Consider the following 24,605-nt stretch of genomic DNA (forward strand, 5'->3'; position numbering starts at 1 on the left):
CGACGTCCCACCCGGTCGGCATGCCCCGTGCACCCGTCGGTACGGCCGTGTCGGGCCCCGCAACCCGCGTGGCTCACCCTCGCGGGGTGACGTCGTCCTGCGCTCGCGGGCCGCACCCTCGCTTCCGCCCGGCGGCTCGTCCGGGGCGCGAGGAACGGACATGAGCGTGATCGGCGACGACACCGACGACCCGGCCCGGCGAGCGCCTGCTCGGCCGTCGGTGTGACTCGTCCGGGGTGGCGGGGTGATTCATCTACGCGTGGTCAGCCCACCCGATGTCACCGCCGCGCTGATGACCATGCTCCGCGCCGAGCCCGCGGTCACGGACCTCACGCTGATTCCCGGGGCGGTCAGCCACCCGGACGGGGACGCGGTGGTCTTCGACGTGCTGCACGGGGCGGCCAACGAGGTCATCGGACAGCTGCGCGACCTCGGGCTGGACCAGCGGGGCTCGATCGTGCTCGACAACGTCGACGCCTCGCTCTCCGCAGTCGCGGACCGTGTCGCGGCCAGGCGTGGACGGTTCCACGAGTTCGCCCCCGTCTGGGCCGAGGTCGAAGCCAGGATCTCGTTGGAGGGGACCTTCCCGCCCAGCTGGTACACCCTGCTGGTCATCGCCGGGCTCATCGGCGCCGTCGGCATCCTCACCAACTCCCAGATCCTCATCGTCGGCGCGATGGTGGTCGGACCGGAGTACGGCGCCATCCTCAGTCTCGCGTTCGGCGTCACCCGCCGCGACCTCACCCGGGTACGGCGCAGCGGCGGTGCGCTGGTCGTCGGGTTCACCCTCGCCGTGGCCGGCGCGTTGCTGCTGTCCCTCGTCGTCCGGTGGGCAGGGCTGCAGCCCGAGCTCTACGCCCTCGGCGTGCGCCCGGTGTCGAACCTGATCGACACCCCGAACTGGTTCTCGTTCATCGTCGCCGTACTGGCCGGGGTGGTCGGCGTCGTCTCACTGACCGAGGCGCGGTCGAGCACCCTGATCGGGGTGTTCATCTCCGTGACGACCATCCCGGCGGCATCCGACATCGGCCTGTCGCTGGCCTTCGGCAGCGGGAGCGAGGCCTGGGGCTCGTTCCTGCAGCTGCTTCTCAACGTCACGGTCCTCGCCGCCGTCGCGATCGTCGGACTCCCGGCGCAGAGGGTCATCTGGAAGCGGGTCCTCCGACGGGGCAGGGGATGACCGGTCGCGCGCAGGCCGCGGCCGCACCACCGCCTGGGCCCGAACACTCGCCGCCGCGGCCGAGGTCGGGCCCGGCTGGTGCTGGTCCACCGGCGTCTCAGTGTCTGGCCGTGGCGGACCCGTCGGCGAGCCCCTGTCGGGACGTTGGGTCAGGGGCGTCGGGGCGTTGGGCCCTGCCGACTCGAAGCTCTCCTGTGCCGTCCTGGCAGCCGGCGCTTCGGAGCCGAGGCCAGGACGAACGACAGCCGTTGGTCGCTACCTCCCGTACGGGTGCCACGTGGGCACGATCCGGCGATCAGTGCCGGCAGGACGTGGATCCAGCGACCCGAGGAGTGGGTTGACGTGGGCGACAGCGACGGTCGACACGGGTCGGCCCCGAGCGGTGAGGACCCGTGAGCACGCCGATGCCGGGCCTGGCCGCGGCCCGTCTGACACCGCGGGAGGTGATCCTCGCAGGGCTGTCGGGCCTGGCGACGGTGGCATTCTTGGTCGCGCTGTACTACGTCCTGCCTCTGTCCGTGAAGCCCGGCGGAATCACACTGATGATCCTCCTGCTCGGGCTGGCAGGCATCGCCGGCCTGATCATCTGGCAGGTTCGTGTGATCGAGCGCGCCCCGTATCCGGGCCTCAGGGCGTTCGGGACGCTCGTGCTCGTGGTACCGGTGTTCCTGCTCCTGTTCTCCGCGGGGTACTTCCTGGCCTCGCAGGCCGACCCGGCCGCGTTCACCGAGCCGCTGACCCGCACCGACGCGCTCTACTTCACCGTCACGGTCTTCAGCACCGTCGGGTTCGGCGACATCGCTCCGGTCGCCCCGGCCCTACGGATCGTCGTCACCGTCCAGATGGTCGCCGATCTTCTCGTTCTCGGCCTCGTTCTCAAGGCCATCCTCGACGCCGTGAGCCGCGGGTTGGAGCGCCGGCGATCGGCTTAGCTGCCTGCGCTCGACATCCGCCCGGTGGTACAGCCAGGCTCCATCAGTACCAGGACAATCATCGACGCGGTGATAGACGGCCTCAACTCGGTCGGACTCGCCGGTCCAGGCCAAGCTCGGCAAGGCAGTACCCAAGTACGTGTATCGCTTGACCGTGCCGGCCGCCGGCCCGTCAATGAAACGCACGTCCACCGCCATCTCCACAGGTTCGACCCCGCTTCGACAGGCACGCAACGTCATCCGAGAAGACCGGCCGTTCGACCTGGTCGGCCGCGACCCCGTTCGTCCCCCCGACGAGTGTCGTCCGCCTCTGGTTCCGGGCATCGACTGTGCGGGACGACTCGGCGATGAGGGAACGCCCGGGGAAGACGGTCATCGGCGGGACGAGGAGGTCGGGACCGCCACGGAACCGGCTGGGTCGTTCTCGCACTTTCACGTTGGCAATAGAGGCAGGCGCACTGCAGCGTAGGGTCTGTCAGACCCTGTCGTGGTTCGTGTCCGGCACACACTCTGAGGGCAACTTCATGCCGCCAGAGGGCCAGCCCCGACATTCACCAGCTACTTGTCACCATCGGGCATGCCTGCCCCGCGTCGAGAAGGATCATACCGTGCCTGCGCTGCCTGGGAGCCACGAGTTCGTCGAGAACTCGCAGTACGGGAAGACCCGACGACAACTCGACCGCGAGCTCGCCCAGGCCCGCTCGGAGATCAGCCGCAGCGCCCTCGGCATCGAGGACCAGCGGAGGCGAGCCGGCAATCTGCGCGAGGCGCGCGGGCAGCTCAACTGATGCGGAGGCCAGGTCCTCGTCGCCATCGCCAGACTTCCCGCCCAACGGGTCGTATGCCGGCGGACCGAGGGAAGCGGCGGGGGTGACAGGCCGCGCCGGGGCCGCCACACCACCCGGACCTGAACTGATCGGAGGCCGAGGGCATGACCGGAACCCGGTCCGCCGCCACCGGCTCGCCCGCGCTTCCGCCCGGGCAGATGAGCCAGAACGAGTTCCGCAGGCTGTACGAGCAGCTGCGCGGCACGCTGCCCTGGGGGCCGGATGACCGGCGCGGGGCGCTGAACCACCTCACGCCCGCGGTCGTGCTCGCCGCCGTCGGCGAGGTCAGGCTGGGCCGCACGGTGTCACTCGCCGCGCCGGTGGAGGACCGGCCCGCTGCCGACAACCCCGATCCCGCCCGGCACCGCATGAAGGGACCGCTGGGAGCCGAGGCCGGACCGGGCCTGTCGTTCAGCATGGACCGGATCGCGATGAACATCCACGGCAACGCCGACAGCCACGTCGACGCGCTGTGTCACGTCATCTTCGACGGCACTCTGTACAACGGGGTGGCCGCGGACACCGTCACGGCGGACGGGGCGGCCGAGCTGTCCATCGAGACCGCGGCCGAGGGCATCGTCGGCCGCGGTGTGCTCCTGGATGTGCCGCGTTCCCGGGGTGTGCCCTGGCTCGAACCGGGCGACCACGTGACGGTGCAGGATCTGCTCGCGGCCGAACGGGACCAGCGGGTGCGGGTCGGCCGGGGCGACATCCTGTGCGTGCGGGTGGGGCACCGGCGCCGGCGGACGGAACGGGGCCCGTGGGACGCCGCCGAGGCCCGCGCCGGGCTGCATCCGAGCGTGCTGCCCCTGCTGGCCGAGCGTCGGATCGCGGCGCTGGCCGGCGACGGCAACAACGACACCGCCCCCAGCGCCGTCGCCGGCGTCGACTTCCCCGTGCACGTCCTGGCCGTCAACGCGCTGGGCCTGCACCTGCTCGACTACCTGCAGTTCACCGAGCTGGCGCAGGCCTGCGCGGAGGGCGGCCGCTGGTCGTTCCTCTGCGTCATCGCGCCGTTGCGGCTGCCGACCGCGACGGGCTCGCCGGTCAACCCGGTCGCGATCTTGTAAACGACCAGCTCGAGAAGGGGCGGGCTATGAGCACTGACCAGATCCTGTGGGGGATCGGCCTGATCATGGTGCTCGCGGTCGGCTCGCAGGTGCTGGCGAGCCGGCTACACGTTCCGGCGCTGATCATCCTGCTGCCGGCGGGCTTCGGTGCCGGTGCGCTCACCGAGGTCGTCAATCCGCAGCTCCTGCTGGGGGCGGCGTTCCAGCCGCTGGTCTCGCTGGCGGTCGCGGTGATCCTCTATGACTCCGGCCTGGCGCTGGAGTGGGGAAAGGTCCAAGGGCGCGCCCGCCGTGTGGTACCCCGCCTGGTGATCTGGGGGGTGCCGATCACCATGGCGTTCGCCGCGGTGTTGGCCGGCCCGCTGCTGGGCATGTCGGCCGGGGCGGCGGTGATGACGGGTGCGATCTTGGTGGTGTCCGGGCCGACGGTGGTGGGTCCGCTGCTGCGATTCGTCCGGCCGACTGACCGCCTCCAGCAAACATTGTCCTGGGAGGGCTCGTTGATCGATCCGGTCGGCGGCGTCCTGGGCGCGGTGGTGTTCCATGCAGTGCTCGCGAGCAGCCAGGGCGGGCCCGGTGCTCTGCTGGGGCAGTTCCTCCTGTCGGTCGGCATCGGCGCGGCCGGGGCGGTCGTCGGCGTCGCGGTGCTCTGGTTCTGCTTGTGCAAGCTCGATCTGGACGATGTGCTCGGCACCGCGGTCCAGCTCGCGTGTGTGGTGGGCATTGCGGCCGTGTGCGACATCGTCCGCGACGATGCCGGGCTCATCGCCGCGATCCTGACCGGTCTCGCGGTCGGGAACCTGCGGACCTTCGACATTCCGGCCCGGCGGCCCTTCTTCGAGACCCTGGTGCAGCTGACCATCGGCGTCCTGTTCGTGTCCATCTCGGCCACGGTCACCCCTCAGTCGCTGCACAACCTCTTGCTGCCCGCCCTCGGGCTCGTGGCCGCGCTGGTGGTGGTGGTCCGGCCACTGGTGGCGTTCCTCGCCACCATCCGAACCGGGCTGACCCGCGGAGAACGGGCGTTCATCGGCTGGATGGCGCCGCGCGGCATCGTCGCCGCGGCTACTGCCTCGACCTTCGGGGCGGAGCTCGCCGCCGGCGGGATCGGCGGTGCGTCCGAGATCCTGCCCGTCGCGTTCCTGGGCATCGTCGCCACCGTCGCGATCTATGGCCTGACCGCCGTCCCGGTCGCCAAGTGGCTGGGCGTCACCCGGCCCGCCCGCAGCCGTCCGCTCATGGTCGGCGGCGATCCGTGGGTCATCGACCTGGCCTGCGTCTTGCGCACCGCCGGCCTGGAACCCCTGATGTGGGCTCCCTCGGAGTACCAGCGCACCCAGCTCGAACAAGCAGCCCTCGAGCTGGCCCCCGGCGAGATGCTCGCCTCCGCGATCAGCCAGGGGACCGAGATGGAAGGCGTCACCGCGGTCCTCCTGCTCACTGACGAGGACCACTTCAACTCCCTGGCCGCCACCACCGTGGCGGGGCGCTCCGACGTCCCCGTCTACCTTTTGGAACCGAGCTCCGGCACGGTGGCGCCCTACTTGCCCGCCGAAACCCTGTTCGCCTCCCCGCTCACCCACCCAGCATTGGCCGCCCGCTACAAGACCGGCGCCCGCATCACCACCCAGCCGTCAGACGGCGAGGTCCCCCCAGCCACAGACCTCCTGTTCCTGATCAAACCCGAAGGCACCTTGATCCCGGCAACAACCGATCGTCTCCCGGACCCGCAGCCGGGCGACACCCTCGTGGTCCTCGGCCCGAGCGAAGAAGCAACGCGGTAACAGTGAGGAGTGCCGATGAGAATGACGCCGACCGAGCCAAGACGCCGGCGCTCTCCGCGTCCTCGGGAAGTCCCTCGCCGCACAGGTCCCGCGGAGGTCAGACTGCTCGTCGCCGTTCAAGGCGACACGACGCGACGCTGCTGGCCCCCTGGCCATCCCCATGGGCGGCAACCCGCAGCTTCCGAAGGGTCACCAGGCCGCCGTGGCGGAGTCGAGCTCCGTCTCCGCGAACGGCTGTAGCGCTCCGCGATGCCATCCGGTTCGTAGGTGGCGCCGGTGCGCGGGTTCGGCGCCCGCAAGGGGTGTCGCGGCGATGTCGGAAACGGGAGGTGGGTCCGGGTGGCGGTGAAGGTGGCGGTGAAGAAGGTCGCGCATCCGAGCGTCGACGAGCGAACGGCGATCGGCAGGCGGGCGCGGGAGCGAACGCCTCTGGCCTGTCATGCCGGGTGGGAACCCGCGGTCGACCGCGCCGATCCGGTCGACCTGATCGAAGAGCAGGACCGCACTCGTCAGCCCGACCTGGTGCCGGTCCGTCACGGCCGGATGATGGTCTCGCCGTTCACGTTCTACCGTGGCGCGGCGAAGATCATGGCCGCCGACCTCGCCGGCACCCCGACGGCCGGACTGGGTACGCAGCTGTGCGGCGACGCGCACCTGTCGAATTTCGGGGTCTTCGCCTCCCCGGAGCGCAAGCTGATGTTCGATGTGAACGACTTCGACGAGACCCTGCCGGGGCCGTTCGAGTACGACGTGAAGCGGATGGCGGCCAGCTTCACGATCGCCGCCCGCAACAACGGGTTCTCGAAGTCGGTCACGCGGGAATCGACGCTCGCGTCGGTGCGGGCGTACCGGGAAGCCATGGCCGAGTTCGCCGGGATGCGGACCATGGAGGTCTGGTACGCCCACCTGTCCGACGACGAACTGATGCGCGCGGTCCAGAGCGCCACCGGCACCATCGAGAAGCGGGAGAAGAAGGACAAGGCCAAGAAGCGGGGAGAAAAGTCGAAGAAGAGGGCGAAAGAAGAGGCGAAGGAGGCCAAGAAGGCCGAGAGGACCGCCGAGAAGACGCGCGAGAAGGCCTACACGCGGGACAGCCTGCAGGCGTTGTCGAAACTGGGCGAGTGGGCCGGCGGGCAGTATCGGATCGTCAGCCGGCCGCCGATCGTCGTGCCGGCGCGCGACCTCGCCGCCACCTACGGGATCTCCCCGGACGAGGTCGGACAGACACTCCGCGAGGAACTGAGCAGTTACCGGTCCACCCTGCAGGAGAATCGGCGCCACCTGCTCACACGGTTCGAGATCGTGGACGCCGCCCGCAAGGTGGTGGGGGTCGGAAGCGTCGGCACCTGGGCGTTCATCGTCCTGCTCCAGGGGCGCGATGCGCAGGATCCGTTGTTCCTCCAGGTCAAGGAGGCGACCGCATCGGTGCTGGAGGACCATCTGCCGAGGAGCCGGTTCAGGCTGCATGGCGAGCGGGTCGTGCAGGGACAGCGGATGATGCAGGCCGCCAGCGACATCTTCCTCGGCTGGACCACCGGGCCCGACTCGAAACGGCACTTCTACTGGCGCCAGCTCCGCGATATGAAGGGCTCGGCCGACGTCGAGGCGATGACCCCGGTCGGCCTCACGTTCTACGCCCGCACCTGCGGATGGACCCTGGCCCGGGCACACGCGCGAGCCGGAGACCCCGTCGCGATCTCCGCGTACCTGGGCGACGACGACGCCTTCGACCGGGCCGTCACCGACTTCTCGGAGCGCTACGCCGACCAGAACGAACACGACTTCCAGCGGTTGCTCGAGGCGATCCACTCGGGACGCCTCGACGCGCACGAAGGGGTGTGAGACCTCCAGGTGTACCTGAGAGCCTGGACGGAGGACGCGGCACCTCGGCCGCACCCACACGGGCCGTCACCCGGAACGGGCGATGCATCGGCCCCGGGAGGCCCGCAGCGTGTGCGTGGTGGGCGGGCTGCGGGCTGGACCGGTAGGAGCCGGTTGTAGGGGAAGCTGGTCTCGCATGAAGGGGCGTCGTCCGGAGAGGTGGCTGCCTGAGGGCCCACGGCGCCCGGACCCGGGTTCGGCTCCACCGAGGTCCACGTCGTGACCGAGACGCCGGAGCCCGCCGCCGCACAACCGGTCATCCAGAGACGTGAGTTCTGGGTCCTGATGGGGCAGGCGGTGGTCCTCGGGGTGTTCGGCGCGATCGCCGCGCTGATCTTCGTCGGAGTGATCACTTTCGGAGGCAGGTGGTACAGCGACTCGCAGCCCGGATGGTTCGGTGGACACTGGTGGTGGGTGGCGGTCGCCGCTGCGGCGGGTGTCGCCGTCGGCCTGGTGCGTCGCCTGACCCGCCTGCCCTGGAGGACCCCAGGCCTGTTCGACGATCTGCGGACCGAGCACGTCGATCCCGGGTTGGTTCCCGGGGTCGCGGCCGTGTCGGCGGTGTCGCTGATCGGCGGAGCCAGCCTCGGACCGGAGAAGGCCCTGGGGACGATGGGTGGTGGGGCGGGCAGCTGGCTCGCTCGCCGCCGAGGGTTCACGAGCTCGGACGCCCAGGTGAACACCCTGGCCGGGTTCGCAGGCGCCTACGGCGGGCTGTTCTCGAGCACCCTGATCGTGGTGATGCTGATCATGGAGGTCGCCCGCCCGGGAGGGCAGCGGTTCACCAAGGCCCTCGCCGCACAGATCGTGTCCTCCAGCGTCTCGTTCGGCATCTACTTCGCCATCGCCGGCGCGGTGTTCCTGGGCGACTACACGGTGCCGCCGTACCGGTTCGAGGACTGGCACCTCCTCGTCGCGGTCCCCATCGGCCTGTTCGCGGCCGTCGTGGTGACCGTGCTGGTCGGCTTCATCCAGGGGGCGGCGCGGCTGTTCGACGGGCTGAAGGTCCCGGCCGTCGCCAAGTCGGTGCTGGGCGGAGCGATCTTCGGGGTCGTCGGTGTGCTCCTGCCGATGACCATGTTCAGCGGCGGCGACCAGCTCAAGACGATGCTCGCCGGCGCAGGAACCCTCGGGCTGGGCCTGCTGATCGTGACACTCGTCGCGAAGATGTTCACCTTTGCGGTCAGCCAGGGCAGTGGCTTCGTGGGCGGCCCGATCTTCCCGTCCCTGTTCATCGGTGGAGCGGCGGGGATCGTCGTCCACCAGGTGATTCCCGGGGTGCCCCTGGGACTGGCGTTCAGCTGCCTGCTCGCCGCCGTTCCGGGGGCGTTGGTGGCCGCACCCTTCGCCATGGTGCTGATGGCGGCCTTCCTGACCCAGGTCGGAGCCCTCCAGACAGCACCCGTGCTCATCGCAGTCGTCACCGCCTTCCTCGCCATGGAAGGCGTCAAGTTCCTCCTCGTCAGCCGCGCTCAGGCCCGCGGTTCCCCAGCCCGACCGACGGAGCCGCCGAAGCCGGCAACGGGCGCGGCCCACGGGGAATGACAGGCGTCGAACGGGACCGGGTGCCGGGGTGTGTGCGCCCGGGCGACTCGAGCCAGGTGGTGCAGGAAAGGGCAGAGGCGGAGGTTGCGATGCCGAGCAATGAACTCCTGACCGTCATCAACTCGTTCGGCCTGCTGTTCGCGATCCTGAACTCGTTCACGCTCGGTCTCAGACTGCCGATATTCCGCATACTGGAGCATTTCTTCCAGAATTGGCGACTGGCTACCCGGGTGCTGCTCATCAACTTCGTGGTCCTCCCGGCGCTGGTCATCGGATTCGCCACGATCGCCCCGATCAACCCGGATATCAAGATCGGATTTTGTATCGTCGCACTGGCGGCAGGTGCACCTTTCGCTCCCGCAATCACCCGGCTCGCCAGGGGCGACGTCGCCATGTCCACGGCTCTGTTGCTGGTCATGGTGCTGGCCACGGTGATCGTCGTGTCGCTCGTGCTGCCGCTGGCCGTCTCCGCCGTGGTGCCCGGTGTCGGGCACGTCAGGATCTGGGACGTCGCCTGGCCCTTGTTGGCGTTCTTGGTCGCGCCTCTGCTCATCGGCTGCGTGATGCGCCTCCGGTACGAGGAGGCGGTGTCGAGCTGGGTGTCTCCTCTCCTCATCATCCAGATCGTCTGTCTGGTCCTGTACGTGAACCTCTTCATCTTCGCGTTCACCAGCCTCTTCCGCGACGTGTGGTGGGGGGCCTACGTCGCGGCGATCGCCGTCCCGGTCCTGGGAATCGCGCTCGGGAGCGTCATCAGCATCAGGGGTGCGGCGACCAGGCATGCCTCGATCATCACGACGGCGCAGCGCAGCATCACCGGCGGCATCATCGTGACCGTCTTCAACTACACCCAGCCGCTCGCGAACGTCTCGGTGACGGTCATCAACACGATCGGAATTGTCATCCTGGTGATTCTTGCCTTCGAGTGGCGGAGAACTCGATCTCGCCACGAGCCCGAGCCGGACGCTGCCGGCGCCCCGCCGGCTCCTGAAGGCAGTGGTCGCTCTTCCTGACGCGAGACCGGGCCCTCGCACCGGGCTGACTGCCGCGGAGGTTCTGAGGTAGGAAGGGCTGGTGAGCCGCATCAACGACGTCGGCGGGATGAGCGGGTTCGCGCCGATCGTCGAGGAGCCCGACGAACCGCGCTTCCACGCCGACTGGGAGGCGCACGTGTTCGCGCTCAACGGCGCGCTGATCCGCCGCGGGATCTACAACCTGGACGAGTTCCGGGACGCCCAGGAGCGGCTGCCGGTGCACGAGTACCTGGCCGCCTCCTACTACGAGCGGTGGTTCGCCGCGATCCGGATGCTGCTAGCGGAGAAGGGCGTCGCGACCGCCGAGGAGCTCGCCCATGGCTGACCGGTTCGCGCCGGGGGACCGGGTGCGCACCCGGTCGGTCGACGTCGCCGGCCACACCCGGCTGCCGGGCTACGCCCGCGGTGCGGTCGGCACCGTGGTGGAGCTGGCCGGCCGGCACCCGCTGGCCGACGTGCGGGCCCGCGGCCGGGACGCGGAGCCGCACGCCGTGTACCACGTGCGCTTCGCCGCGGCGGAGCTGTTCGGCGCGGGCGACCACAGCGTCGTCGTGGAGCTGTGGGAGGACTACCTGGTGGAGGAGCGGGCATGAGCGGGGCACACGCGAGCTCGACGATCTCGGCCGAGGTCCGGCACGTCGAGTCGCTGCTGGAGGCGCGCGGTCTGTTGGACCCCGGGGAGATCGACACCCGGATCGACGAGTTCGCCGCAAAGGGGAGCCCGGCCAACGGGGCCCGGATCGTGGCGCGCGCGTGGACCGATCCGGCGTTCGCGGAGCGCCTGCTGGCCGACGCCAACGCCGCGATCCGCGAGCTGGGTCTGTCCATGGCGGGCGGGATCCAGGAGCAGCGGCTCAAGGTGGTCGCCAACGGGGTGGGCGCGGACGGGACGGAGGAGCACCACGTCGTGGTCTGCACTCTGTGCTCCTGCTACCCGATCGCGCTGCTCGGGCCGTCGCCGACCTGGTACAAGAGCGAGGCCTACCGCTCCCGGGTGGTGCGTGACCCGCGCGCCGTGCTGCGCGAGTTCGGTCTGGTGCTGCCGGAGTCGGTCGCGATCTCGGTGTGGGACGCGAGCGCGGAGTCCCGCTACATGGTCCTGCCCCGCAGGCCGGACGGCACCGACGGGCTCTCCGAGGAGCAGCTCGCCGGGCTCGTCACGCGGAAGGGCCTGATCGGGACCGCCGCGGTCTGACTCCGCCGGGCCACGGGGAGGAGCGGCTCGAGGCAGCCGTCAGGGCTCCTCGTCCCTCGCCGTCCACAGCAGGCGGCCCTGCGACCAGCAGCGGCCGAGGGCGTCGGCGCGAAGGCTCGAGTGGGCGAAGACCGCCAGGCCGATGATGCTGTGGCCGGAGGCGCGGCGGTCGCCGAACGTCGGGATCGCCGGCGCGACCCCGACGCCCTCCACGGACACCCAGGCCGCCGGCCGGTTCGTCGCCGCGGCGTCGAGGCGGTGCAGGAAGCGGAGGCGGTCCTCGAGCGGGACGCGCGACAGCGCCCACGTGGTGGTGACGACGGGCAGGGTGTCCGCGGGCACGCGGGCGAGGGCGTCGGGCAGCACCGCGACGGGGTCACCGCGCAGCAGCAGGGGAGGGGCGGTGGCGGCCAACGCGATCTCGGCCTCGAGCCGCGCGATCCGCTCCCGATGGTCGGGCCACAGGCAGGCGCGCAGCCACCGGGCCTCCGCCTCGTCGGTCACGTCGACGGGGTCGAGGTCGACCCCGATCCGGGTGACGACCTCGGGCATCGGCCGCGTCGGGACGGGCCGGTCACCCACGACCGAGGCGGACATCTGCACGGGAGACGACGGGTCGCCCAGCGCGGGGCCGGTGCCGTACGTGATGCCGACGCGATCGACGGAGAGGTTGAGCCCGGCCGAACGGCCCACGTCGACCAGCCCGACCGCCGTCGCGCCCACCCGGCGCGCCGCCTCGGCGACGGCCGGGTACAGCACGGCACAGTGTCCGCTCTCGTCCGTCCGCGGCGACCGGCGGGTCGCGAGGGCCACGACCGGGTCGGTCATGCGGACCAGCGTGGCGATCGCGGCGTCGGCGGCGGCGTCGCCGTCCCCGGCGGAGTAGGCCGCGGCGAGCGCCGGGGCGCGTCCGGCCAGGGCGAGATCGTGCAACGCGGCCAGGATCACCGCGGGCCGGCGCTTGCGTGCCGGCGCAGCCTCGACGGCGCGCAGCGCCTCGTCGGACTCGGCGATGGCGACCGCGACGCGCTCGTACAGCGGCGACGTCCCGGCGGCGTCGACCTCGCCGAAACGGCGGTACACCTCGGCGAGCGTGCGGGTCCTACCCACGGGACGGCGCCCCCCACGATCGGCTCCCGGCATCCCGATGATCGTAACGAGGGACGAGGATTCCCGGACCGGCGCCGACGGCTACGGCTCGTGCAGCCAGGCCGGCTCGTCGTCGCGGTGGCGGCCCGGGCGGTGGTCCAGGACGGTCCGCCGGCCCGGCTCACCCTCGATGAGCACGAGCTTCAGCGGAGGCTCGGCGACGGCGAAGGTGGCGTAGCCGGGCCGGCGTTTGGCCGGCTCGACGCCGAACAGCGAGCGGTAGGAGTCGATCGAGCCCTCCAGGTCGGCGACGCGCAGGGCGAGCTGGACACGGGACACGGTGCCTCCTTGTTTCGATACGTGTCGAGACAGAGGTTGCACCGTGATTCGAAGGACGTCAACATAGGCGGATGTCGAAGCAAGACCCGCCGGTGACCTCGACCGAAGGCCCTCGTTCACCTCGGCCGGCTCCGCACCTGCCGACGAGATCAACCCCGCTCCTGTCCGAGCCGGCGGTGTAGCCGTGCCCGGCCCGGGACGCAGCTGCCCGGTGGCCTACCGCCACCGGCCTGAGGAGCTGGCCGGACCTCCGGCCTTCGCCTGCACCACGCTCTACGTCGTGGGCGGGCTGTACGGCAACGCGCACGCGCTCGAGGCCGTCCTCGCCCGCGCCGTCGCCGAGCCGTCCCCGCCGGAGATCGTGTTCAACGGCGACTTCCACTACCTCGACACCGACCCCGGTCTCTTCGCCGCCGTCGAGACCGGCGTCCACGCCCACCGCGCGACCCGGGGCAACGTCGAGTACGCCCTGACCGCGGGCGACGAGACGGTGGGCTGCGGCTGCGACTACCCGGACTACGTCCCCGACACGGTCGTGACCGGCTCGAACCTCGTGGTGGCGCAGCTTCGCGCGGTGCCGGACGAACCCGCCCGGGCCCGGCTGGCGGCGCTCCCGCACCAGCTCACCGTGAGCGTCGGCGGCCACCGTGTCGGGATCGTCCACGGTGACCCCGAGAGCCTGGCCGGCTGGCGGCTCGCCCTCGAGGCCGTCGACCCGCCCGACGAGCGGGCCCGGGCCGCGACCGGCTTCACCGGCCGGGTCACGACGTCGGCGACCGTCGTCGACTGGTGCCGCCGCGCCGACCTCCGCGTGCTCTGCTGTACCCACACCGGCCTGCCGTATGCCCAGGACCACACCGCGGACGGCGTCCGCTACCTGGTGGTGAGCAACGGCTGCGCCGGGCTCCCGAACTTCGCCGGCGTGCGCTCCGGGGTCCTCACCCGGCTCTCGGTCGACCCGAACCCGCCCGGCGACGCCCTCTACGGCACCACCCTCGACGGGCTGCGGGTCGACGCCCTGCCCGTCCGCTACGACCACGACCGGTGGTCGGCGGACTTCCTGCGGTGCTGGCCGCCCGGCTCACCCGCCCACACCAACTACGCCGCCCGCATCGAGGAGGGGACGTGGCTGACCGTCGACCACGCCACCCGCGGCACCGTGTCGGCCGCGCCGGGGTTCAGCTGACGCCGGACGGCGTGGTGTCGCCGGCACGGAAGCGCAGCCCGTCGACGACCAGGTCGACCATGCGCCCGGTGCGGCCGGGGACGGCGGAGGGAAGGCACAGGTTGGCCACCCCGTACAGGAGGTCCATGGCGTCGACGTCGGCCCGGATCTCGCCGGCGTCCGCCGCCGCGTCGAGCAGCGTGGTCAGCACGGGCCGGAACCGCTGCTCGAAGTAGCCGGGGAGGGCGTCGAAGGCGGGGTCGCCGGAGTACAGGGCCGCGGCGAGCCCGCGATTGGTCCCGATGAAGCCGGCGTAGCGGTGCAGCCACCGCCTGAGCGCCTCGACGGGCCCGTGCTCCGTGGCGAGGGCGGGGGCGGCGTCGGCGCAGGCGTCCACCTCGTGCCGGAACACGGCCTTGACCAGGTCGGAGCGCTTGGGGAAGTGCCGGTACACGGTGCCGACCCCGACGCCGGCGGCCGCCGCGATCTCGCGCATCGGGGCATCCACGCCCGCACTCGCGAACACGGCCGCGGCCGCCGCGCGCACCGCGTCGACGTTGCGTTGCGCGTCCGCGCGCACCGGCGTCTCCCTCCTGGCGGGGTCAGCCGTGGTCGGAAGGCTGTTCCGCTTCGGACGATGGTAGGTCACGGACCGTCCCCCAGCGGGCCGCGCCGAGGCCGTGGCGGGCGTGGGCGGGACCGAGCACGTCGGGTTCCGGGGTGGAGAGGGCGGCGCGGAGGAAGCGGTGCAGGACGGGCGAGTCCTCGTCGGGGCGCCAGCACACCGCCGTCTCGACGACGGGGCCGTGCTGCCGCGGGGGCCGCGCGACAAGCCCGGCCCAGACCATCGAGGTGTACTGGGCCGGCAGCAGCGTCACGCCCGCGCCGGCCTCGACCAGCGCCATCGCCTGCACGATCGACCCGGCCTCGACCACGCCGTGCCCGCCGTCCGGCTCGGCGACCGCCCACGCCGCCTGGACGTGCGCCGCGAAGCCCTCGCCCACGGCGTCGGCGACCACCACCCGCGCCCCGCGCACCCGGGCCAGGTCGACGCGGTCCTCCGCCGCCTCGGGGTGCGCCTCGGGCAGGACCGCGACCAGCGGCTCGCGGGCGACGACCGCCACCTCGAGCCCGCGGGCGCGGGCGCGCGGGTGCCGGGTCCGGCCCGGCTCACCGGGGGCGAGGTGCAGCAGCCCGGCGTGGGCGTCGTGGCGGTGGACCCGCTCGACCACCTCCGCGTCCGTGCCCTCGACGACGGTCAGGTCGACGCCCGCACCGAGGGCGGCCCCGCCGGTGAGGTGCGGGAGGAGCCGGGGCGACACCGTGTGCCCGACGACGACGCCGAACCGGCCACGCGTGCCGAGGCCGACGGTCCGCACCTCCTCGGCGGCGGCGGACACGTCGGCGAGGACCCGGCGGGCGCGCTCCACCAGCACCCGGCCCGCCGCGGTGAGGTCCACCCCGCGGCCGTGCCGGACCAGCAGCTCGACGCCGAGCTCGCGCTCGAGCGATCGCAACCGCACGGTCAGGGGCGGCTGGGTCATGTGCAGCCGGGCGGCGGCCCGGCTGATCGAGCCTTCCTCGGCCACGGCCACGACGCACTCCAACGCCCGCAGATCCATAGGGGCAGCGTATAGCCGCCCCCCGAGGTCGGTATTGGACGAATGGCAGACCGCCTTCCCATACTCGGACCAGGTCCCGAGGACCCCGGAGACCGCGCACCCCAGAGACGAGGCCGGCGTGAGCGAGCAGACGGTTCTGACCACCGACGTGCTGGTCATCGGCAGCGGACCGGCCGGGGCGTCGGCCGCGCTGTTCCTGGCCACCTACGGGGTGGACCACATCGTGATCACGAAGTACCGGTGGACGGCGAACACGCCGCGGGCGCACATCACCAACCAGCGGACCGTCGAGATCCTGCGCGACATGGGGATCGAGGAGGACGTGCGGGCGCAGGGCACTCCGTCGGCGCTGATGGGCGACACGGTGTTCTGCACCAGCCTGGCCGGCGACGAGATCGGCCGGGTGCGGACCTGGGGCACGCACCCGGCGCGCCGCGGCGACTACACGCTGGCCAGCCCGTCGGACAACTGCGACCTGCCGCAGACGCTGCTGGAGCCGATCCTGATCGGGCACGCGGCCGAGCGGGGCAGCCGGATCCGCTTCGACACCGAGTACCTCGGCCTGGTGCAGGACGACGACGGGGTGACCGTGACCGTGCGGGACCGGCTCTCGGGTCACACCTACCCGATCCGGGCGAAGTACGTGATCGGCGCCGACGGCGGGCGCAGCCAGGTGGCGCGCGACGTGGGGCTGCCGTTCGAGGGGCAGATGGACCTCGCGGGCAGCATGAACATCGTCTTCCACGCGGATCTGTCGCGGTACGTGGAGCACCGGCCGAGCGTCCTGTACTGGGTGCTGCAGCCCGGCTCGAACATCGGCGGGATCGGCATGGGCCTGGTGCGGATGGTCCGTCCGTGGGACGAGTGGCTGATCGTGTGGGGCTACGACATCACGCAGCCGCCGCCCGAGGTCGACGACACGATGGCGACCAGGATCGTGCACGACCTGGTCGGCGACGACACCGTCCCCGTGACGATCCGGTCCACCTCGTTGTGGGGCAACAACAAGATGTACGCCACGCGGTACCGGGCCGGGCGCGTGTTCTGCGCGGGCGATGCGGTGCACCGGCACCCGCCGTCGAACGGTCTGGGCTCCAACACGTCCATCCAGGACTCCTACAACCTGGCGTGGAAGCTGGCGGCGGTGCTCTCCGGCAAGGCCGGGGAGGAGCTGCTGGACAGCTACGACGCCGAGCGCGCCCCGGTCGGCAAGCAGATCGTGCTGCGGGCCAACAAGTCCATCGAGCAGTTCGGCCCGATCTTCGACGCGCTCGGGTTCGCCGACTCCGACGACCCGGCGGAGCAGATCGCGAGCATGCGGGCGCGGGCCGGGGACGGCCCGGAGGCGGCGGAGCAGCGGATCGCGCTGCGCAAGGCGCTGGAGCTCAAGGACTACGAGTTCAACGCGCACGGTGTGGAGCTCGGCCAGCGCTACCGGTCGGGCGCGGTGGTCGGCGACGGCACGCCGGAGCCGGAGTTCGACCGCGACCCGGAGCTGTACTACCACCCGACCACGTGGCCCGGCGCCCGGCTGCCGCACTGCTGGCTGGGCCGCGACGGGCACAAGGTCAGCACGCACGACGTGACCGGCAAGGGGCGCTTCACCGTGCTCACCGGCATCTCCGGGCAGGCCTGGGCGGGCGCCGCCGCGGCTGCCGCACGGTCCTCGGGCATCGAGGTCGACGTCCATGTGATCGGCCCCGGCCGCGAGTACACCGACCTCTACGACGACTGGGCGCGCCTGCGCGAGGTGTCCGAGTCCGGCTGCGTGCTGGTCCGGCCCGACGCGCACGTCGGGTGGCGGGCGCACGAGCTGCCCGCCGACCCGGAGCGGGAGCTCACGACGGCGCTGGCGACGCTGCTGGCCCGGGCCTGAAGGGAGACGTCGTGGAGGAGTTCACCTACACCGCGCAGCCGGCCCGGATCGTGTTCGGGTCCGGCACGCTCGAGCGCGTCGCCGACGAGGTGACCCGGCTGGGCCGCTCGCGCGTCCTGGTCCTGGCGGGGGAGCACCTGCGGGCGGTCGGCGACCGGGTCGAGAAGATCCTGGGCCCCCTCGCCGCGGGCCGCTTCGATGGCGCGGCCATGCACACCCCCGTCGAGGTCACCGACGAGGCGCTCGCCGTGCTGCGCGAGACCGGCGCGGACTGCGTGGTCGCGGTCGGCGGCGGCTCGACGACCGGGCTCGCCAAGGCGCTCGCCTTCCGGACCGGGGTGGACCAGGTCGTCCTGCCCACCACCTACGCCGGTTCCGAGGTCACGCCGGTGCTGGGGGAGACCGGGAACGGGGTGAAGACCACCCGCTCGGACCCGGCGATCCTGCCCGAGACCGTGATCTACGACGTCGAGCTCTCGGCCGAGCTGCCCCGGGCGCTGGCCGTGACCAGCGCGGTCAACGCCCTCGCCCACGCCGTCGAGGCGCTCTACTCGGCCGACGCCAACCCCGTCGTCGACGGGATGGCGCTCGATGCGATCCGCCATCTGGCGCGGGGCCTGCGCGGTCTCGACGCCGATCCGGACGCCCGCGCCGACCTGCTGCGCGGTGCCTGGCTGGCCGGCACCTGCCTCGGCGCCGTCGGGATGGGCCTGCACCACAAGCTCTGCCACACCCTCGGCGGCAGCTTCGGACTGCCGCACGCCCCGACCCACACCGTCGTGCTCCCGCACGCGATGGCCTACAACTCCGCCGCCGCGCCGGAGGCGATGCGGCGGGTGGCCGAGGCGCTCGGGGCGGCCGACGCGCCCACCGCGGTGTTCGACCTGGTCGTCGAGGCGGGCGGGCCGACGTCGTTGCGCGAGCTGGGGCTCGCGGAGGCCGACCTCGACCGTGCAGCCGGGCTCGCTGTCGCGAGGCCCTATCCGAACCCCGCACCGCTCACCCGGGAGGGTCTCGCCGGGCTGCTGCACCGGGCGTGGGCGGGAGAGCGGCCGGCGGGCGGGGCCGTGAGCCCGATCGAGGCCCTGACCGCGCAGGTCGTGGCCACCTTCGCCGGCACCGAGGACGCCCGGCTGCGCAGGCTGCTCACCGACCTCGTACCGAGGCTGCACGCCTTCGCCGTGGACAACGACCTCACCCAGGCCGAGTGGCAGCAGGGCATCGACTTCCTCACCCGCACCGGACAGGCCTGCAGTGACACCCGGCAGGAGTTCGTGCTGCTCTCGGACACGCTCGGGCTGTCCAGCGTCGTCGACGTCCTGGACAACTCGCGCACCCCGGACACCACGCCGTCGGCCGTGCTGGGGCCCTTCTACGTGGAGGGGCCGCCCGAGCTGCCGCAGGGCGCCGACGTGTCCGCCGGGCTGCCGGGCACCCCCCTCTACGTCGACGTCACCGTCACGGACACGGAGGACCGGCCGGTGGCCGACGCCGTCGTCGACGTCTGGCAGTCGAACGAGGACGGGTTCTACGACGTCCAGCTGCCGGACCTGGACGGGCCGGTGCTGCGCGGCCGGCTGCGCACCGACGCCGGGGGCCGCCTGCGGTTCCGGTCGATCCTGCCCTCGGAGTACCCGATCCCCGACGACGGCCCGGTCGGCGCGATGCTGCGCGCGGCCGGCCGGCATCCCTACCGGGCGCCGCACCTGCACTTCATGATCGACGCGCCCGGGCACCGGAGGCTGATCACCCAGCTCTTCGTGCGCGGCGGGCGCTACCTCGACTCCGACGCGGTGTTCGGCGTGAAGGAGGACCTGGTCGTCGACTTCGCGTCCCGTACCGGGCCGACGCCCGACGGTGCGCCGGTGGCGGGGGAGTGGCGGGAGCTGCGCTACACGTTCCGGATCGCGACGACGGGCTGATCGTCAACCCGCGGCACGGATCCGGCCGAGCACGGTCTCGGCGATGCCGGCCAGCGCGTCGACCTGGTCGGCGTCGAGCCCGTCGAACATCAGCTCCCGCACCGCCTCGACGTGCGCGGGCGCGGCCCCCTCGATCGCGCGGCGTCCCTCGGCGGTGAGCACGACGAAGGCGCCGCGGGCGTCGTCGGCGCACTCCTCGCGCTCGACGAGCCCGCGCTTCTGCATCCGGGAGAGATGGTGGGAGAGCCTGCTCTTCTCCCACTGCAGCGCCTCGGCGAGCTCCAGCACCCGGACCTGCTCGCCCGCGCGGTCGGTCAGCGCGACCAGCACGTCGAAGTCGGCGTAGGACAGGCCGGAGTCCGCCTGCAGGCGGCGGTGGAGCCGCGCCTGGAGCTGGGCCTGCATCGCCAGGTAGCCGCGCCACGCGCGCTGCTCCCGCTCGTCGAGCCATCGGGTCACGGGCTCCAGCGTACCGGAATAGTTGACGCGTCATCGAAGTTCAGGCACAGTAGATGACACATCAACCAACGAGGTGAGGGTCATGCAGTTCGGAGTGTTCTCCGTCAGCGACGTCACGACCGACCCGACGACCGGCCGCACACCGTCCGAGGCGGAGCGGATCAAGGACGTCGTGACGATCGCGAAGAAGGCGGAGGAGGTGGGCCTGGACGTGTTCGCCCTGGGCGAGCACCACAACCCGCCGTTCTTCTCCTCGTCGCCGACCACCACCCTCGGCTACATCGCGGGGCAGACGGAGCGCCTGCAGCTGTCGACGGCCACCACGCTGATCACCACGAACGACCCGGTGAAGATCGCCGAGGACTTCGCGATGCTGCAGCACCTCGCGGGCGGCCGGGTCGACCTGATGATGGGCCGCGGCAACACCGGCCCGGTGTACCCGTGGTTCGGCAAGGACATCCGGGAGGGCATCCCGCTGGCCATCGAGAACTACGCGCTGCTGCGCCGGCTCTGGGACTCCGACGTGGTCGACTGGGAGGGCCGGTTCCGCACCCCGCTGCGCGGGTTCACCTCGACCCCGCGCCCGCTCGACGGCGTCGCGCCGTTCGTGTGGCACGGCTCGATCCGCAGCCCGGAGATCGCGGAGCAGGCCGCCTACTACGGCGACGGCTTCTTCCACAACCACATCTTCTGGCCGGCCGAACACACGAAGCGGATGGTCGAGTTCTACCGCCGTCGCTTCGAGCACTACGGCCACGGCGCCGCCGACCAGGCGATCGTCGGGCTCGGTGGGCAGGTGTTCATGCGGAAGAACAGCCAGGACGCGGTCGACGAGTTCCGGCCGTACTTCGACAACGCCCCGGTCTACGGGCACGGGCCGTCGCTGGAGGACTTCAGCCGGGAGACCCCGCTGACCGTGGGCAGCCCGCAGCAGGTGATCGAGCGGACCCTCGGCTTCCGCGACTACGTCGGCGACTACCAGCGCCAGCTGTTCCTCGTCGACCACGCGGGCCTGCCGCTGAAGACCGTGCTGGAGCAGTTGGACATCCTGGGTGAGGAGGTCGTGCCGGTGCTGCGCAAGGAGTTCGCCGCGCTGAAGCCCGCGCACGTGCCCGACGCCCCGACCCACGAGTCCCTCGTCGCCGCGAAGGGCGCCACGGACCCGAGGGTCTACGCCCCTGCGGACGACGTCACGGGGCAGGCCCCGGAGGAGGCGGCCTGATCATGGAGAAGCGCAGGATCGCCGTGGTGAGCGCGGGGCTGTCCGTCCCGTCGTCCACCCGGCTGCTGGCCGACCGGCTCACCGCGGCGACCGTGGCGGCGCTGCGCCGCCGCGGCGTCGAGGCCGGAGACGTCACGGTGGAGGTCGTCGAGCTGCGCGAGCACGCCCGCGACCTGGCCGACAACCTGGTCACCGGCTTCGCGAACGCCGAGCTGCGGCCGGCGCTCGACGCGGTGACCGGGGCGGACGGGATCATCGCCGTCACGCCGATCTTCTCGGCGTCGTACAGCGGGCTGTTCAAGACGTTCTTCGACGTCGTGGACAAGGATGCGCTGACCGGCAAGCCCGTGCTGATGGGCGCGACGGCCGGCACGGCCCGGCACTCGCTGGCACTCGAGCACGCGATGCGCCCGCTGTTCGCCTACCTGCGCACCGTCGTCACGCCGACCGCCGTGTTCGCGGCCTCGGAGGACTGGGGCGGTGCGGGGGAGGCGAGCCACGGCCTGGCCTCGCGGATCGAGCGCGCGGCCGAGGAGCTGGCCGAGCTGGTCGCCGCCCGTCCCGCGGCCCGGACGGCCGACCCGTTCGCCGACGCCCCGTCGTTCGAGGCGCTGCTCGGCGGCGTCTGAGCCCTGCCTCGAGGTCGACCCGCCGCGGAGGCCCCGTCCCTTGCCGGACGGGGCCTCCGGCGTTCTCGGGTGGGCTTCGGCGTTCTCGGGACGGGCTCGGCCTTGGCCGGGGAGGGGACTCGGTGTCCTCGGGGGATGTGCCGGGTCGGTTCGGCGGTGGCGGCATCGTCGGCTTGCGTGCACGAGGGACTTGACGACGAGGCGCAGCCGGCCTCGGGCCGCTACGACGTCGTCGTCGACGTCGAGATGCGGGAGCCGGAGCGGTACCGGACCTCCATGGAGAAGGCACGCCCGGCCCTGGAGAGGAGAGCCATGCTCGGGCGTGGTTCGTGCGGGCGATGGTCGCGGTCGGCTACGCCAACCCCGACCGGCCCTTCGCAGCCGGGGAGTTGCCGGATCCGCATCTGGACTGGGCCGATGAGATCCGGGCCGCGCTGGCCTGGACCCGCCGGGCCGCCGACGGGTGTGCCGACGAGGCGGTCGCGCTGGTGGTCGAGCTCCCTGCGGTGTGGGCGGCGCTCGAGTGCGGACACATCGACTGGCCGAAGGCGGCGGTGTTCCTGCGCCACCTGGTCGGGCTGCCGGCCGGGCAGGTCGGGCACCTGCGCGCGCTGGTGCTGCCCCGGGCCCGGCGCTGGACCACCAGCGAGATCTCCCGGCGGCTGCGCCGGTTGATCCTGGAGATCGACCCGGCGCACGACGAGCGGTTGTTCCGCCGCGCCCACGCCCGCCGAAGCGTGTCGGCGTGCGTGACCGAGGACGGTACCGCCACCCTCAGCGCGCACGGCGTGGCGCCGGAGGACGCCGATGCCGCGGTCGCCCGGATCGACCGGCTCGCCCACCTGGTGCGCCGGGGCGGGCATCCGGGGCGGCTGGACCAGATCCGGGTGGACCTGTTCGTCGGGTTCCTCGACGGCCGGCTCCACATGCTGACCGACGCCGAGGTCATCGCCGCGCTGCTCCACGACGCCGCCTCCGACACCCCCGACGCACCTACCGGCCGGGCCCCGGCACGGCCACCCCGGCCCCGCTCCGCCCCGCCGGACGGACCCGCAGCAGTCCCCTGCCTCGCAGGCCGGACCGAGATCGAGCCGGCCGGTACGGACAGGGCCGAGCCGAAGGACAGCGAGACGAAGCTTGCCGCCGAACGCGGCTCGGGAGGCTCCGAGCCGGTCGAGTCGCGGGGCCGCGGTGCTGCGGCCGGCACGCCGGCGAATCCGCGGCGCGGGGTGGCTGTGCAGATCGCGCTGTCCACCCTGCTCGGCCTCGACGAGCGCCCCGCCACCCTGCCCGCACTCGGGCCAATCCCCGCCTCCCGCGCCCGCCGCCTGGTCGCCGCCCAACACCGGGCGCCGTGGCGCTACGCGCTCACCGGCCCCGACGGACGCCTGATCCGTGCCGGGGCGCTGCGCACCCGTCCGCACCCGGTCGACCTGGGCCCGCCCACCGCGGCCACCGACCCGGCCGCACCCGGGCTGGTCGACCTGCTCGTCGATGCCGCCCTGCTCACCCGCCTCACCGCTCCCGACAGCGACCTGCCCGACTCCTGGCGCCCGGTGCTGGCCGAGATCCACGCCGCCCGCGGCCGCGCCCTCGACGACGACCCCGGCGCCCGGTTCCCGCACACCGGGCTGCGCCGCCACGTCGAGCTCCGCGACCGGCACTGCACCTTCACCGGCTGCCTCGCCCCGGCCCGCACCGCCGATCTGGGACCACACCCGCGACCACGCCCACGGCGGCCCGACCACCGCCGAGGATCTCGGCCCGATCTGCCGCCACGACCACGGGCTCAAACACCGCGGCTGGACCCTCACCCAACCCGAGCCCGGCGTGTTCGTCTGGCGCAGCCCCCTCGGGCGGATCTACCGCACCCGCGCCGAACCGCTGCTCCCGCCCCCACCCCTGCCCGTCCCACCCGAGGACGACCAGTGCTGCGCCGACGACGACCCCGTAGACGAGACCGACGCGATCAACGCGGAGGACCGCCCCGACCCACCCCTGCTCGTCTGGCGACCCCCGACCCCACCCGAAGAGCCCCGACCACCGCCCCCGCCGACCACTGACCTGGATGAGCCACCGCCTTGCTGAGCCACCGCCTTTCTGAGCGAAGTCGGGACGGAGCGGTGCGCTACCCGCGTCGCTCCGCCTCGACCAGCCTTCGCGTGTCCCGGCCGCCCCGCGCGTGGCACACCCCGGCCCCTCGGGCCGGGACCTCGCACGCACGGCGAGGCGGCGGGGTGCGCCCGGCGGCTCGTGCCCGTTTCGCGAACTCTCTGCCCGTGGACGTACCTGACCAGCACTACAGCGATGGAACCTCCCGCCCGACTCCGCGGGTGAGGGTCCTCGATCGAACTGACGGGCCGCTGCGGCGACGCAGCGGTGGGAAGACGACCACCCGGTCCGCCCGACCGCCTCACCCCACCACGACGTCGACCCGGTCGAAGCCCTCTTCGACGGACGGCGGGACGAGCCGGGCGCGGGTGCCCAGCACGCCGACCAGCGGCACCCGCTCCCGCCCGCACCGCCGGTCGTTGCGCTGCAGACAGAGCTCGAGCGGGGTGGCGAGGTGGACGGCGCGCACGCCGGCACCGTGATCCCGGGCGGCGGCGATGAGCGCGGACCGGTCCTCGGGGGTGGGGTTGGTGTTGTCGACGACGACGTCGCGGCCGGCGGCGAGCAACTCCGCCACCACCCGGCGCTGCCGCTGCTCCCGGCGCTTCGCGTTGGGCCAGTGGTCCTTGCTGACCACGGCGTGGGTGGCGGCGAGGTGCGCACGCACCCAGGTCGACTTGCCCGCACCCTGCAGGCCGACCATCACCACCAGTTCCACGCCG

22 protein-coding genes and 1 pseudogene are annotated in these 24,605 nt (G+C 72.4%); 17 read left to right on the top strand and 6 right to left on the bottom strand.

Going from position 1 to position 24,605, the window contains the following annotated elements:
• The first annotated feature begins 259 nt into the window (after positions 1–259).
• From LWC35_RS40290 to LWC35_RS16100, 11 genes are all read left to right on the top strand, one after another.
• Positions 260–1,180 carry a DUF389 domain-containing protein gene (locus LWC35_RS40290; RefSeq protein ID WP_232870933.1) on the top strand — a complete coding sequence of 307 codons (921 nt, stop codon included), beginning with the start codon at positions 260–262 and terminating at the stop codon, positions 1,178–1,180.
• A gap of 392 nt (positions 1,181–1,572) precedes the next feature.
• Complete coding sequence (locus tag LWC35_RS16060) at positions 1,573–2,112, top strand: potassium channel family protein (RefSeq protein WP_232870934.1); 540 nt, start codon at positions 1,573–1,575, stop codon at positions 2,110–2,112.
• 608 nt (positions 2,113–2,720) lie between these two features.
• Positions 2,721–2,900 (top strand): hypothetical protein, encoded by a 180-nt coding sequence (locus tag LWC35_RS16065; protein WP_232870935.1) that lies wholly within the window; start codon positions 2,721–2,723, stop codon positions 2,898–2,900.
• A gap of 143 nt (positions 2,901–3,043) precedes the next feature.
• Positions 3,044–4,009, top strand: coding sequence for a cyclase family protein (locus tag LWC35_RS16070; RefSeq protein ID WP_232870936.1), 966 nt, complete (start codon positions 3,044–3,046; stop codon positions 4,007–4,009).
• A gap of 65 nt (positions 4,010–4,074) precedes the next feature.
• A complete protein-coding gene (locus LWC35_RS16075; protein ID WP_232870937.1) occupies positions 4,075–5,793 on the top strand; it encodes a cation:proton antiporter in 1,719 nt (572 codons plus the stop codon).
• Positions 5,794–6,132: 339 nt separating this feature from the next.
• Positions 6,133–7,635 (top strand): DUF2252 domain-containing protein, encoded by a 1,503-nt coding sequence (locus LWC35_RS16080; protein ID WP_232870938.1) that lies wholly within the window; start codon positions 6,133–6,135, stop codon positions 7,633–7,635.
• A gap of 258 nt (positions 7,636–7,893) precedes the next feature.
• Positions 7,894–9,219: a chloride channel protein gene (locus LWC35_RS16085; RefSeq protein WP_232870939.1), complete on the top strand. Its 1,326-nt coding sequence runs from the start codon at positions 7,894–7,896 to the stop codon at positions 9,217–9,219.
• A gap of 89 nt (positions 9,220–9,308) precedes the next feature.
• Positions 9,309–10,232, top strand: a complete 924-nt coding sequence (locus LWC35_RS16090) for a bile acid:sodium symporter family protein (protein WP_232870940.1) — start codon at positions 9,309–9,311, stop codon at positions 10,230–10,232.
• 61 nt (positions 10,233–10,293) lie between these two features.
• Positions 10,294–10,578, top strand: coding sequence for a hypothetical protein (locus LWC35_RS40955; RefSeq protein ID WP_372463056.1), 285 nt, complete (start codon positions 10,294–10,296; stop codon positions 10,576–10,578).
• Positions 10,571–10,846: an SH3-like domain-containing protein gene (locus LWC35_RS40960; RefSeq protein ID WP_372463057.1), complete on the top strand. Its 276-nt coding sequence runs from the start codon at positions 10,571–10,573 to the stop codon at positions 10,844–10,846. Before LWC35_RS40955 ends, LWC35_RS40960 begins: the two co-directional genes overlap by 8 nt.
• Positions 10,843–11,448, top strand: coding sequence for a nitrile hydratase subunit alpha (locus tag LWC35_RS16100; RefSeq protein ID WP_232870941.1), 606 nt, complete (start codon positions 10,843–10,845; stop codon positions 11,446–11,448). Before LWC35_RS40960 ends, LWC35_RS16100 begins: the two co-directional genes overlap by 4 nt.
• Positions 11,449–11,487: 39 nt before the next feature.
• Here LWC35_RS16100 and LWC35_RS16105 read toward each other — a convergent pair whose 3' ends face one another.
• Together LWC35_RS16105 and LWC35_RS16110 are read right to left on the bottom strand one after the other, a co-directional pair.
• Positions 11,488–12,558 carry a DUF2332 domain-containing protein gene (locus LWC35_RS16105; protein ID WP_232870942.1) on the bottom strand — a complete coding sequence of 357 codons (1,071 nt, stop codon included), beginning with the start codon at positions 12,556–12,558 and terminating at the stop codon, positions 11,488–11,490.
• Positions 12,559–12,690: 132 nt separating this feature from the next.
• Positions 12,691–12,876 (bottom strand): annotated as a pseudogene (locus LWC35_RS16110) (VOC family protein); the annotation flags it as partial.
• Between the two features lie 184 nt (positions 12,877–13,060).
• On the opposite strand from LWC35_RS16110, the gene LWC35_RS16115 reads away from it, so the two are divergent.
• Positions 13,061–14,062, top strand: coding sequence for a hypothetical protein (locus tag LWC35_RS16115; RefSeq protein ID WP_232870943.1), 1,002 nt, complete (start codon positions 13,061–13,063; stop codon positions 14,060–14,062).
• Here LWC35_RS16115 and LWC35_RS16120 read toward each other — a convergent pair.
• Together LWC35_RS16120 and LWC35_RS16125 are read right to left on the bottom strand one after the other, a co-directional pair.
• Positions 14,055–14,621 carry a TetR/AcrR family transcriptional regulator gene (locus LWC35_RS16120; RefSeq protein WP_232870944.1) on the bottom strand — a complete coding sequence of 189 codons (567 nt, stop codon included), beginning with the start codon at positions 14,619–14,621 and terminating at the stop codon, positions 14,055–14,057. The two genes, LWC35_RS16115 and LWC35_RS16120, sit on opposite strands and share 8 nt — an antisense overlap.
• 22 nt (positions 14,622–14,643) lie before the next feature.
• Positions 14,644–15,663 carry a LysR family transcriptional regulator gene (locus LWC35_RS16125; RefSeq protein ID WP_232870945.1) on the bottom strand — a complete coding sequence of 340 codons (1,020 nt, stop codon included), beginning with the start codon at positions 15,661–15,663 and terminating at the stop codon, positions 14,644–14,646.
• A 118-nt stretch (positions 15,664–15,781) separates the two neighbouring features.
• Between LWC35_RS16125 and LWC35_RS16130 the strand changes: the two genes are divergently transcribed.
• Positions 15,782–17,539 (top strand): FAD-dependent oxidoreductase, encoded by a 1,758-nt coding sequence (locus tag LWC35_RS16130; RefSeq protein ID WP_232870946.1) that lies wholly within the window; start codon positions 15,782–15,784, stop codon positions 17,537–17,539.
• Positions 17,540–17,550: 11 nt separating this feature from the next.
• On the top strand, positions 17,551–19,461 hold the full coding sequence (locus tag LWC35_RS16135) for a maleylacetate reductase and hydroxyquinol 1,2-dioxygenase domain-containing protein (RefSeq protein ID WP_232870947.1): 1,911 nt from the start codon (positions 17,551–17,553) through the stop codon (positions 19,459–19,461).
• Between the two features lie 3 nt (positions 19,462–19,464).
• Here LWC35_RS16135 and LWC35_RS16140 read toward each other — a convergent pair whose 3' ends face one another.
• Positions 19,465–19,920, bottom strand: a complete 456-nt coding sequence (locus LWC35_RS16140; RefSeq protein WP_232870948.1) for a MarR family winged helix-turn-helix transcriptional regulator — start codon at positions 19,918–19,920, stop codon at positions 19,465–19,467.
• Positions 19,921–20,002: 82 nt separating this feature from the next.
• Between LWC35_RS16140 and LWC35_RS16145 the strand changes: the two genes are divergently transcribed.
• From LWC35_RS16145 to LWC35_RS16155, 3 genes are all read left to right on the top strand, one after another.
• A complete protein-coding gene (locus LWC35_RS16145; RefSeq protein WP_232870949.1) occupies positions 20,003–21,142 on the top strand; it encodes an LLM class flavin-dependent oxidoreductase in 1,140 nt (379 codons plus the stop codon).
• A 2-nt stretch (positions 21,143–21,144) separates the two neighbouring features.
• Positions 21,145–21,771 carry an FMN reductase gene (locus LWC35_RS16150; RefSeq protein ID WP_232870950.1) on the top strand — a complete coding sequence of 209 codons (627 nt, stop codon included), beginning with the start codon at positions 21,145–21,147 and terminating at the stop codon, positions 21,769–21,771.
• 329 nt (positions 21,772–22,100) lie between these two features.
• Positions 22,101–23,834, top strand: a complete 1,734-nt coding sequence (locus LWC35_RS16155; RefSeq protein WP_372463058.1) for a 13E12 repeat family protein — start codon at positions 22,101–22,103, stop codon at positions 23,832–23,834.
• Positions 23,835–24,184: 350 nt separating this feature from the next.
• Here the strand turns inward: LWC35_RS16155 and LWC35_RS16160 are convergent, their stop codons facing one another.
• A complete protein-coding gene (locus LWC35_RS16160; RefSeq protein WP_232870951.1) occupies positions 24,185–24,601 on the bottom strand; it encodes an ATP-binding protein in 417 nt (138 codons plus the stop codon).
• Between the last annotated feature and the right edge of the window lie 4 nt (positions 24,602–24,605).

The sequence above is a fragment of the Pseudonocardia kujensis genome (genome assembly GCF_021283305.1).
GTDB lineage: Bacteria > Actinomycetota > Actinomycetes > Mycobacteriales > Pseudonocardiaceae > Pseudonocardia > Pseudonocardia kujensis.

Coding starts and splice junctions, on each gene's coding strand:
- LWC35_RS16150 (WP_232870950.1), top strand. CDS start 21,145: ATGGAGAAGCGCAGGATCGCCGTGGTGAGCGCGGGGCTGTCCGTCCCG.
- LWC35_RS16145 (WP_232870949.1), top strand. CDS start 20,003: ATGCAGTTCGGAGTGTTCTCCGTCAGCGACGTCACGACCGACCCGACG.
- LWC35_RS40960 (WP_372463057.1), top strand. CDS start 10,571: ATGGCTGACCGGTTCGCGCCGGGGGACCGGGTGCGCACCCGGTCGGTC.
- LWC35_RS16075 (WP_232870937.1), top strand. CDS start 4,075: ATGGTGCTCGCGGTCGGCTCGCAGGTGCTGGCGAGCCGGCTACACGTT.
- LWC35_RS16090 (WP_232870940.1), top strand. CDS start 9,309: ATGCCGAGCAATGAACTCCTGACCGTCATCAACTCGTTCGGCCTGCTG.
- LWC35_RS16100 (WP_232870941.1), top strand. CDS start 10,843: ATGAGCGGGGCACACGCGAGCTCGACGATCTCGGCCGAGGTCCGGCAC.
- LWC35_RS16125 (WP_232870945.1), bottom strand. CDS start 15,663: ATGGATCTGCGGGCGTTGGAGTGCGTCGTGGCCGTGGCCGAGGAAGGC.
- LWC35_RS16070 (WP_232870936.1), top strand. CDS start 3,044: ATGACCGGAACCCGGTCCGCCGCCACCGGCTCGCCCGCGCTTCCGCCC.